This is a genomic window from Nonomuraea deserti (assembly GCF_004348685.1).
GTDB classification, from domain to species: domain Bacteria; phylum Actinomycetota; class Actinomycetes; order Streptosporangiales; family Streptosporangiaceae; genus Nonomuraea; species Nonomuraea deserti.
Genome location: NZ_SMKO01000285.1, coordinates 1 through 9,467 on the forward strand (window position 1 = coordinate 1; position 9,467 = coordinate 9,467).

The following is a 9,467-nucleotide window of genomic DNA, read 5'->3' on the forward strand; positions in this document are numbered from 1 at the left end:
GGCTGGGGCCGGGGCTGGCGGGTTACGTGCCGGTGGACGACCGGCCGCGCCCTTCACGCAACATCCCGGCATATGCGGATCTGCTGACGCGTATCCATCCGGTCGGGTCGGCCGGGCACTGCGCGGAGACCCTGCTGCGCACCGCGGAGAAGACCGGAATCGAGCACTTCATCGTGATGGTCGAGGGCCTGGGGGAGCACCGCCGGACGCTGGAGAACATCAGGCGATTCGGCGCCGAGGTGCTGCCGCTGCTGCCCCGGTGACCCGGCGGGGTGCCGGGCCACCGGGAGGGATCAGCAGTCCACCAGCTCCGGCTTCTGGTTGAGGATCTGGGCTCGCGGAGTGACGAACTCGTGCAGCGCCTTCGTGGCCGTCGGGTCGAAGACGGCGACCCGGTGGCAGTTCTGGAAGGCCAGGCGGACTCCGAAGTGGCGCTCCAGCGCACCGCGCATCGCGTCGCTCGCCAGGCAGCGCAGGAGCTGGCCGCGGGCCTCCTCGGACGGCGGTGGCACCGTGTTGTCCGCGAATTCGGCCCCGGTCTGCTCGCGCCGGCTCGCCAGGTCGCTGATCAGTGACCACGCGTACGGCAGCGAGTCGCGCACGCACGCGACGAAGGCCGCGTCGTCAACGTCACCGGCCCGGGCCTGGTCGAGCAGATCGTTCGGAACGGTCAGCGACATGCTGTCTCCTCTCGAAGGGGATCAAATGTGACGCTAGGCGGGGATGGGGGGAGCCTCCAGATACCTGGAGGGGGACAGTCGTGTGATCAGGGCCCGTAGACGAAGCCCGGATCTATCTGCTCGGCAAGGTCGGTGCCGGTGCGCTCGTTGCCCCAGGCGCGGGCGTTGCGCAGGTGGAACTCCACGGCCTGCCGGCCGAAGCGCTCCCAGTCTTTCTCCTGCTCGTCGAGGGTCTTGCGGAGCAGGGCGAGCGCGTCGGCGTTGGCCGGCTCGAGGTCGTCGAGCGTGAAGTGGCGGCCCTGCTCCATGGCGCGGACGGAGGCCGAGTGTTCCATCCAGGTGAGCAGATCGTCACCCACGTGCTCGCGCAGGAAGTCGACGTCGGACTCGCCGTGCACCTTGTTGCCGACCACGGCGAGCGCCACGCCGTATTGGGCGGCGTAGTCGCGGTATTGCCGGTAGACGCTCACGCCCTGCCTGGTCGGCTCGGCCACGAGGAACGTCAGGTCGAACCGGGTGAACAGGCCGGAGGCGAAGGAGTCGGCGCCGGCGGTCATGTCGACCACGACGTAGGAGCCGGCGCCGTCGACCAGGTGGTTGAGCAGCAGCTCGACCGCGCCGACCTTCGAGTGGTAGCAGGCCACGCCGAGATCGTCCTCGCTGAACGGGCCGGTCGCGAGCAGGCGCAGGCCGTCGGGCGTGGTGAGCCCGAGCGGGTCGGCGGCGAGGTCGTCGAAGCTCAGCAGCGTGGAGCCGCGGCCGGGCGGAGTGGTCTTGACCATGGACTCCGCCGAGGGGATGCGCGGGTTGGTGCCGCGCAGGCGGTCTTTGATCTCGGTGAGGTGGGCGCCGAGCGGCTCGGGCTGCCGGTCGAGGCCGAGCACGAGGGCGAGGTGCTGGTTGATGTCGGCGTCGATGGCGACCACGGGGCCGCCCTGGCTCGCCACATGCCTCGCGAACAGCGCCGACATCGTCGTCTTGCCGCTGCCGCCCTTTCCGACGAACGCCACTCTCACGGCGCCTCCTCTGGGGATGAAAATCGTTACCGTTTCTGTCGAGCCTCATCATGCCACACTCGCTCCATGCGGAACGAAGATTTGGCGCGCGCCGTACGGCTGCGTGAGGAAGGCCAGGGTGAGCAGGCCCGGCAGCTCCTCGTCGAGCTGGCCCAGCGGCATCCCGGCGACGCCGAGGTGGCCTACCAGGCGGCATGGGCACACGACGCGCTCGGGCTCGAGGCCGAGGCGGTCCCCTTCTACGAACGCGCGCTGGCGGGCGAGGGGCTGAGCGACGCCGACCGGCTGGGGGCCTTCACGGGGTTCGGCAGCACCTTGCGGGTGCTCGGCAGGCACGCCGATGCGCTGGAGACCTTCGAGCGCGGGCTGAAGGAGTTCCCCGGCGATGGGGCGTTGCGCACGTTCAGGGCGATGGCGCTGCACAACGCCGGGCGTTCCGCCGAGGCGGTCACGACGCTGCTCCAGGTGGTCGCCGAGTCAGACCGGGCCGGCGGGTACGCACCCGCGATCGCCTACTACGCCGACCACCTGGACGAGACGGTCTAGCCGCAGGTGGCGTCGAGGTTGATCGGGCTGTCCGGCTTCGGCGTCGTCGGCGGCTCCTCGCGCGTCGGCACGGTCTTGGTGGACGGCCGCTCCCTCAGGGAGTCGGAGACCGTGGCGCGGATGAGACGCCAGTCGGGGTTCGCCGTGTCGATCAGCGGCGGCACGAAGCTGAGGCTGCGGATCCTGGCGTTCTTCACCTTCTGCGACAGGTCCACGACGGCCGGCAGGAGGTCCTGGGGCAGGTCGGTGGAGATGGTCCGCTTGGCGGCCGCGGCCAGCCGCTCGAAACTGTTGATCACGGTCATCGGCTCGGCCTGCTTGACGACCGCGTTGAGCAGGCACTTCTGCCGTCCCATGCGGACATAGTCATCGCTGTCGGTGCGCGACCGGCCGTACCACAGGGCCTCCTCGCCGGAGAGTTTGCGCGTGCCCGGCGGCAGCAGGCCCTCGCGGTTGCGGCCGTACACGATGGGGTCCTTGATGGTGACCCGTACGCCGCCCATGGCGTCGACGAGCTCCGCGAAGCCCTTCATGTCGACCAGGACGTGATACTGCACGGGAAGGCCGAGGATGCCGCTGATCGTCTGCTTGAGCAGGGTGGGGCCGCGCTCGCCCTTCGGCACGCCCGGCACCGTGTCCGGGTGGTCCTCGGCGTACTGGAAGATCTCGTTGAGCAGGCCGGGCGTGTCGGGGCCCGTGCCGGTGAAGCCGAACGGGAAGCGGGTCCTCGCCGGGCCGTGGGGGAGCGGCACGCGCTGGAGGTTGCGCGGCAGGCCGAACAGCGTGGTCGCGCCGGTCGTGGTGTCCACGCTGGCCACGGTCATGCTGTCGGTGCGCACGCCGGGCCTGCCGGGCGCCGAGTCGCCGCCGAGGAGCAGGAACTGCACGCGCGTCGCGCCGTTCCACGGATCATCGGCCATGATGGGCGTGCCGTCGGTGCTGGACGGGAACAACGTGTTCACGACGTCCCGCGACAGGTAGGCGATCCTGGCGGCGTAGGCGGTGGGGGCCAGGATGAGAGCACAGAGGGCGACGGTCAGCGTCGTGGTGAGGAAGCGGCCGATCCGGTCCGAGCGCGGGGGGCGTACGAGGACGAACGACCAGACGATCACGCCGGTCCAGGCCAGGGCGATCGTCACCAGCGCTACGGTGAGCACGGTCAGCCAGCGGGGCTGGACGGCCAGAGACAGGAGGTTGGCGCTGTACGCGGTGAACACGGTGAGCACACCGGCCAGCATCAGCACGTACGCCACCATGAGCGCCAGACCGGATCGGCGGCGTTCGACCGCCAGGTGTGCCACGCCCCACAACATTGCCGCTCCCATGGTCAGTGCGATGCTCGCTCCCAGGCCAAAACCTCGTTCTCTCTCCGTCATGCCTGGTCAAACCCCCAATGTGTGGCCATCCAGGTCACCCTAGTAATGCGCAATGCGCTGCGATGGTGCGTCAGGGCAGGGTTCGGTCAATTCCCGGTCAAGACCAGCTTGAGATATAACGTGAATGTGGGCAAGCGACACGGTAGATACGGGTTCGACGCACCCTGGGCGCTGGCGGGTCTCCTCCTCGGAGTGATCATGCTGGCGGCGCTCACGGTGCTGTCGTTCGTGTTCGACGTCCCGGAGGCGGGGGTCGCCTTCCTGCTCGGCGGCACGTACACGCTGGCCAGCGCGGGCAGCCACCTCTACACGACGCGGCGCGGCAAGCCGGCCGTCTGGGCGGCGGAGCTGGATCGCCTGAAGGGCGGCGAGCGCCTGCTGGATCTGGGCTGCGGGCGCGGCGCCGTCCTCACGCTGGCCGCACGACGGCTGGACGAGGGCCACGTGACCGGCCTCGACCAGCGCTCCAAGGGAGCGCCGCGGGCCAGGGCGAACGCCGAGCGGGAAGGCGTCGCCGACCGGGTGTCCCTGGTGGTGGGCGACCTGCGTGACCTGCCGTTCGAGGACGGCGCGTTCGACGTGGTCGTCACCGACCAGGCCATCCACACCATCACGCGCCCCGCAGGGCGGGAACAGGCCGTCCGCGAGGCGCTGCGGGTGCTGCGGCCGGGAGGCCTGATGCTGATCGCCGACCCGCACCACACCCGCGCGTACGAGGACACGCTGCGCTCGCTCGGCGTCGTCGACGTACGGCGGCGCGACGCCGGCTGGCGATTCTGGTACGGCGGGCCGTGGTCCCGCACGGAGATCCTCGAGGCCAGAAGCCCCGCCGCGTAGGGGAAACGTTTGCCGCTCGCTCGCCGGGTATCGAGATGACCTTATGAGCGACGTGGAAACCGGCACCATAACCACGAAGGTCCCCGCGCGGCTGGACCGGCTGCCGTGGTCACGCTGGCACTGGATGATCGTCATCGGTCTGGGCACGGTGTGGATCCTCGACGGGCTCGAGGTCACCATCGTCGGCAACCTCTCCGCGCAGCTCGCCAAGCCGGGCAGCGGCCTGGATATCACGCAGGCGCAGGTGGCGGGCACGGCCGCGGCGCTCTACGTGGCGGGGGCCTGCTCGGGAGCGCTGTTCTTCGGCTGGCTGACCGACAGGTTCGGCAGGAAGAAGTTGTTCATCATCACGCTGGTGGTCTACCTGGCGGCGACGCTGCTGACCGCGTTCTCGTTCAGCGTGTGGTGGTTCTTCCTGTTCAGGTTCGTGACGGGTTTCGGCATCGGAGGCGAGTACGCCGCCATCAACTCGGCCATCGACGAGCTCATCCCGAGCCGGCACCGAGGGCGCATCGACATCATCATCAACGGCAGCTACTGGCTCGGCGCGGCCGGCGGCGCGCTGCTGACCGTGCCCCTGCTGAACGACCTTCCGGTGAACATCGGCTGGCGCGTCGCGTTCGGCCTTGGCGTGGTGCTGGGGCTGGCGATCCTGCTCGTCCGCCGGCACGTGCCGGAGAGCCCGCGCTGGCTGTTCATCCACGGCAAGGGCGACGAGGCGGAGAAGATCGTCGAAGACATCGAGCACCAGGTCGACGAGGATCTGCCGGAGCCGTCGCAGTCGATGACCATCCACCAGCGCAGGTCCATCGGGTTCGTGCGCATCGCGCACACCATGGTCGCGCTCTACCCCAAGCGGACCGTGCTCGGCCTGTCGCTCTTCATCGGGCAGGCGTTCCTCTACAACGCCATCACCTTCGGGTACGCCCAGATCCTGTCCACCTTCTTCGGCATCACCACGAACACCGGCTACTACTTCGCCGTGATCGCGGTCGGCAACTTCCTCGGCCCGTTGCTGCTCGGCCACCTCTTCGACACCGTGGGCCGGATCCCGATGATCTCGGCGACGTACATCGGGTCGGGGCTGCTGCTGCTCGGCACCGCCTGGCTGTTCAGCCAGGGGGCTCTGACCGCCGTCACGCTGACCGCCTGCTGGTCGCTGGTGCTCTTCGTGGCCTCGGCGGGGGCCAGCTCGGCGTACCTGACCGTCAGCGAGATCTTCCCGATGGAGACCAGGGCGATGGCGATCGCGTTCTTCTTCGCGGTCGGCACGGCCTGCGGCGGCATCGCCGGGCCGCTCGTCTTCGCCAACCTGGTCGAAAGCGGCGTGCCGGGGGATACGGCGCTCGCGTTCGCCATCGGCGCGCTGGTGATGATCGCCGGTGGTCTGGTCGAGTTGTTCCTGGGGGTCAAGGCCGAGCGCAAGGGGCTGGAGGCCATCGCGACGCCGCTTTCCGCGGCCGAGGTGACCAAGGCCGCCTGATCTCTCATGACTTCGGTGGCGGCCGATCTATGTAGGCGGCATAAAGCCGATCGATATCGGTGCCCGGTAGAACGGTGGCCATGGTCAAACACATCAGGAAAACCGTCATCTCGCTCGGAGCCGTGGCCTCTCTGACCCTGGTGGCCGCGGCCGCCCCAGCCCTGGCGGCCTCGGCCGACGACATCCCGATCGACAGATGCAAGCGCGGGAACTTCTGCATTTACGACCCTCCCAGATACCCGCTCTGGCAGTACAGCGGGAACATCAGTGTCACCCACACCTTCGACGGAGGGTCGTCGTGGATCAGGAACAACGGGTATAGAGTCGCCGGCGCCGACCACATCCGCTTCACCTACAACTATTTCGGCGAATCCAAGAAGACCGGCTGCCTGCATCCGCCGGGCGACGGCACGACGATCAAGAAGTTCACCAAGAAGAAGAGCGTCAACATCTACAAGGTGCAATGGGTCGGCGCCTGCTAGGCACCGGTTGTGTCTAACCCACCGCGGCTGGGGCGGCGATGCCCGCCACGTGATCGATGTACGCGGTGGGCAGGCCGTACAGGACGGCCGCCATCTCGCGGTCGTGCAGCACCGGTAGGGCGGCCAGCGCGTCGGAGGCCAGGCCGCGGCAGTGCTCGATCGTGGTGTCCACCATCCGGCCGGACCGCAGCCTGCGCAGCACCTCCCCCACCTCGTCGTCGGTCATGTCCCTGCCGAGCAGGTGCCGGACGTCGGCGTCGGCCATGAGCAGCGGCAGGCTGTAGACGCCCTGCCGCAGGTCGTGGCCCGCGGGTTTGCCGAGCTGGTCGCTGGAGGCGGTCAGGTCGAGCAGGTCGTCGAGGATCTGGAAGATCAGCCCGAACTTCTCCCCGTATTCCGCCATCCGCGCTCTGTCCTCGGCGGAGGCGTGCGCGCAGACTGCGGCGACCAGGCATCCGGCGCTGAAGAGCGCGGCGGTCTTCCCGGTGATGGACCGCAGCGCGCTCTGCCGCGTCCTGGCGGGGTCGAACAGGTCGTTCGTCTCGAGGAACTGCCCTTCCGCCAGCTCGACGACGGTGGCCGCCAGCACCTCCGCCACCGACCTCGACACGGCCGTGATGGCCGCGAGCCCGGCCCTGGCCAGCATGAAATCGCCGATGACGAGCGCCTTGCCGGCGCCGAGCTCGTCGTTGAGCGTTCTGGTGCCGCGGCGCTGCGTGGCGTGGTCCATGAGGTCGTCGTGCACGAGCGAGCCCGCGTGGATGAGCTCGACGCAGGCGGCAGCCGTGATCACGCGCCGGTCGAGCCCGTGGCCGAGAGCCAGGGAGGTCGCGAGCGTCATCGCGGGCCGCAGCCGTTTGCCGCCGGCGGCCACGATGCGCTCGGCGCCGGTGTTGATCCCGCTCGGCGCGGACGATCCGGTCAGCCGCCGGATCCTCGTCTCGACCTTCTTCATCCCCTGCACGATGGCGGGGTTGCGCAGTAAGAGGTCCATGCTTTAAGCCTGCGTCGGCACCGCTGTGCCACGGCTGAGAGACCCTGAGGACCCTCTCAGTCCGTCAGACGACGACCGGGTCACGAAGCCCGGACCTCCGGCGTTGCACCTGACACCGTGTCAGGCGATATGCAGGGTGTGCCGACTTACAGAGGACATCGTGCTTATAGGAGGACATCGTGGCGATGGCTGAGCGGGTCGATGAGGTCCTGGGCGCGGGCAAGGCGCCCGACTTCCACGGTCTCGTGGTGATGCGGGGCGGGGAGGTCGTCCTCGAACGGTACGGAGCCGGCCAGGACCACCGGCTCGGCCAGGACCTGGGACACGTCGTGTTCGACCGGGACACGCTGCACGACCTGCGGTCGGTGTCCAAGAGCGTCGTGGGGCTGCTGTACGGGATCGCGCTGGGCGAAGGGCTGGTGCCGGAGCCGGGTGAAGGGCTGGTGCGACAGTTCGCCGAATATCCGGACCTGGTGGCCGATCCCGAGCGGGCGCACCTCACCATCGAGCACGCGCTCACCATGACGCTCGGCCTGGAATGGAACGAGGACGCCCCTTACACGTCCCCGGCCAACAGCGAGATCGCCATGGAGCTGGCACCCGACCGGCATCGCTACGTGCTCGAGCGGCCCGTCGTCGAGGGGGCCGGGAGGCAGTGGTTGTACTGCGGGGGCGCCACGGCGCTGCTCGGGACCGTCATCGCGCGCGGCGCCGGCCGGCCGCTGGCGGAGTACGCCGAGACCGCGCTGTTCCGGCCGCTCGGCATCGGCGACTTCGGCTGGACCAAGGGTGACGACGGGCTGGAGTCCGCCGCCGCCGGGCTGCGGCTGCGCCCGCTCGACCTGGCGGCCGTGGGGCGGCTGGTGCTCGACGGCGGCCGCGACATCGTGCCCGGCCGGTGGATCGAGGAGATGCTCACGCCCCGGGTCGTGATCGAGGGCGACCTCCACTACGGCTACCAGTGGTACATCGGCACCGGCGAGCGCCGCCAGTACGAGGGCATCGGCAACGGCGGCCAGCGACTGCTCGCGGTGCCGGAGGAGGAACTGGTCGTGGCGGTCACGGCCGGCGAGTACGACCAGGACACGGTCAGCGCCACGGCCGTGCTGGACGCCGTGCTCGGCAGGTGACGGTCAGGGAAGGAGCAGGACCCGGCCGGTCCGTTCAGCGGGGCAGGATGTCCCGGTCGAAGATGTCGATCGGGAGGTAGAGCGTCACCGTCGGGTTGGGGATCGTGACGATGCAGCTGATGCGGATCTTTGACTCCGTGCTCGACCCGCTGGAGCACGCCGGAGACTCGGCCGCCATGCTGGGCACTCTGGAGACGCACCTCGACCTGGGCTGCGACGTTCAGCGCACGGCGGCGTCACTGCATCTGCACCGGACCACGGTGTACTACCGGCTCGGCCGCATAGCCGGGGTCCTCGGCGCGGACCTGCGCGACGGATTGACGCGCTCGCACCTCCACCTGGCGCTGAAGGCCCGCCGGATCAGCCGGCAGCTCATCGGTCATCGAATCTCCTTAAGCGTGGAGACCTCGGGCTTCAGCCCTGGGGAGGAAACGCGGCACAGCGCCGCATACCGAACACACGCACGATGCTTAGCCGATCGCGCGGTACCATGTGACGCGTGGCGCAGATCGTGAAGCGGGCCTACAAATACCGCTTCTACCCGACCCCCGGCCAAGCCGAAGAGCTTGCCCGAACGTTCGGCTGCGTCCGCCTCGTCTACAACAAAGCCCTCGAAGAACGCACCCGCGCCTACACCATGGAAGGCCGTCGCGTCTCCTACGTGGAGTCGTCGGCCGCTCTGACCGAGTGGAAACGCAGCGGCGACTACGACTTCCTGTTCGAGGTGTCGTCCGTGCCGTTGCAGCAGGCGCTGCGCCACCTTCAGGCGGCATTCGCGAACTTCTTCGCCAAACGAGCCCGATATCCCACCTTCAAGAGCAGGAAGAAGGCACGCGCGAGCGCGGAGTACACCCGCTCGGCGTTCCGCTGGCGCGACGGCACACTGACGCTGGCCAAGATGGACACGCCGCTGGACATCGTGT

General features: G+C 69.0%; 12 protein-coding genes and 1 pseudogene. 8 read left to right on the top strand and 5 right to left on the bottom strand.

Annotated features, from left to right (window positions below; all coding sequences use genetic code 11):
- Positions 1-263, top strand: a pseudogene (locus tag E1292_RS52000) (LLM class flavin-dependent oxidoreductase); the annotation flags it as partial.
- 30 nt (positions 264-293) lie between these two features.
- Here E1292_RS52000 and E1292_RS47560 read toward each other — a convergent pair.
- Together E1292_RS47560 and E1292_RS47565 are read right to left on the bottom strand one after the other, a co-directional pair.
- Entirely contained in the window at positions 294-680 is a 387-nt protein-coding gene (locus E1292_RS47560) for an SCO5389 family protein (RefSeq protein WP_132606396.1), read from the bottom strand.
- Positions 681-766: 86 nt separating this feature from the next.
- Entirely contained in the window at positions 767-1,696 is a 930-nt protein-coding gene (locus tag E1292_RS47565) for an ATP-binding protein (RefSeq protein ID WP_132606397.1), read from the bottom strand.
- A 66-nt stretch (positions 1,697-1,762) separates the two neighbouring features.
- Between E1292_RS47565 and E1292_RS47570 the strand changes: the two genes are divergently transcribed.
- A complete protein-coding gene (locus tag E1292_RS47570) occupies positions 1,763-2,242 on the top strand; it encodes a tetratricopeptide repeat protein (protein WP_132606398.1) in 480 nt (159 codons plus the stop codon).
- Here the strand turns inward: E1292_RS47570 and E1292_RS47575 are convergent.
- Entirely contained in the window at positions 2,239-3,567 is a 1,329-nt protein-coding gene (locus E1292_RS47575; RefSeq protein WP_246090919.1) for an LCP family protein, read from the bottom strand. The genes E1292_RS47570 and E1292_RS47575 overlap by 4 nt on opposite strands.
- A gap of 177 nt (positions 3,568-3,744) precedes the next feature.
- On the opposite strand from E1292_RS47575, the gene E1292_RS47580 reads away from it, so the two are divergent.
- The 3 genes from E1292_RS47580 (at position 3,745) to E1292_RS47590 (ending at position 6,420) form a co-directional block, all read left to right on the top strand.
- Positions 3,745-4,455: a class I SAM-dependent methyltransferase gene (locus E1292_RS47580; protein ID WP_132606399.1), complete on the top strand. Its 711-nt coding sequence runs from the start codon at positions 3,745-3,747 to the stop codon at positions 4,453-4,455.
- Positions 4,456-4,498: 43 nt separating this feature from the next.
- Positions 4,499-5,938, top strand: a complete 1,440-nt coding sequence (locus tag E1292_RS47585; protein WP_132606400.1) for an MFS transporter — start codon at positions 4,499-4,501, stop codon at positions 5,936-5,938.
- 80 nt (positions 5,939-6,018) lie between these two features.
- Positions 6,019-6,420 carry a hypothetical protein gene (locus tag E1292_RS47590; protein WP_132606401.1) on the top strand — a complete coding sequence of 134 codons (402 nt, stop codon included), beginning with the start codon at positions 6,019-6,021 and terminating at the stop codon, positions 6,418-6,420.
- Positions 6,421-6,433: 13 nt separating this feature from the next.
- On the opposite strand, the gene E1292_RS47595 is transcribed toward E1292_RS47590, so the two are convergent.
- On the bottom strand, positions 6,434-7,414 hold the full coding sequence (locus E1292_RS47595) for a polyprenyl synthetase family protein (RefSeq protein ID WP_132606402.1): 981 nt from the start codon (positions 7,412-7,414) through the stop codon (positions 6,434-6,436).
- Positions 7,415-7,599: 185 nt separating this feature from the next.
- Here E1292_RS47595 and E1292_RS47600 point away from each other — a divergent pair, with 185 nt between their 5' ends.
- Positions 7,600-8,544 carry a serine hydrolase domain-containing protein gene (locus tag E1292_RS47600; protein WP_132606406.1) on the top strand — a complete coding sequence of 315 codons (945 nt, stop codon included), beginning with the start codon at positions 7,600-7,602 and terminating at the stop codon, positions 8,542-8,544.
- 34 nt (positions 8,545-8,578) lie between these two features.
- Here the strand turns inward: E1292_RS47600 and E1292_RS54655 are convergent, their stop codons facing one another.
- Positions 8,579-8,722, bottom strand: a complete 144-nt coding sequence (locus tag E1292_RS54655) for an acetamidase/formamidase family protein (protein WP_132606403.1) — start codon at positions 8,720-8,722, stop codon at positions 8,579-8,581.
- Here E1292_RS54655 and E1292_RS56010 point away from each other — a divergent pair.
- Complete coding sequence (locus tag E1292_RS56010) at positions 8,721-9,059, top strand: helix-turn-helix domain-containing protein (RefSeq protein ID WP_369334353.1); 339 nt, start codon at positions 8,721-8,723, stop codon at positions 9,057-9,059. The genes E1292_RS54655 and E1292_RS56010 overlap by 2 nt on opposite strands.
- A partial coding sequence (locus E1292_RS47615) for an RNA-guided endonuclease InsQ/TnpB family protein (RefSeq protein ID WP_165975131.1) occupies positions 9,044-9,467 on the top strand: 424 nt, incomplete at its 3' end. The genes E1292_RS56010 and E1292_RS47615, both read left to right, overlap by 16 nt.

What these genes read in the sequence shown, in the direction of transcription:
- E1292_RS47570 (WP_132606398.1), top strand. Translation starts at nt 1,763, where the DNA reads ATGCGGAACGAAGATTTGGCGCGCGCCGTACGGCTGCGTGAGGAAGGC.
- E1292_RS47575 (WP_246090919.1), bottom strand. Translation starts at nt 3,567, where the DNA reads ATGGGAGCGGCAATGTTGTGGGGCGTGGCACACCTGGCGGTCGAACGC.
- E1292_RS47560 (WP_132606396.1), bottom strand. Translation starts at nt 680, where the DNA reads ATGTCGCTGACCGTTCCGAACGATCTGCTCGACCAGGCCCGGGCCGGT.
- E1292_RS47585 (WP_132606400.1), top strand. Translation starts at nt 4,499, where the DNA reads ATGAGCGACGTGGAAACCGGCACCATAACCACGAAGGTCCCCGCGCGG.
- E1292_RS47590 (WP_132606401.1), top strand. Translation starts at nt 6,019, where the DNA reads ATGGTCAAACACATCAGGAAAACCGTCATCTCGCTCGGAGCCGTGGCC.
- E1292_RS56010 (WP_369334353.1), top strand. Translation starts at nt 8,721, where the DNA reads ATGCTGGGCACTCTGGAGACGCACCTCGACCTGGGCTGCGACGTTCAG.
- E1292_RS47595 (WP_132606402.1), bottom strand. Translation starts at nt 7,414, where the DNA reads ATGGACCTCTTACTGCGCAACCCCGCCATCGTGCAGGGGATGAAGAAG.
- E1292_RS47600 (WP_132606406.1), top strand. Translation starts at nt 7,600, where the DNA reads ATGGCTGAGCGGGTCGATGAGGTCCTGGGCGCGGGCAAGGCGCCCGAC.
- E1292_RS54655 (WP_132606403.1), bottom strand. Translation starts at nt 8,722, where the DNA reads ATGGCGGCCGAGTCTCCGGCGTGCTCCAGCGGGTCGAGCACGGAGTCA.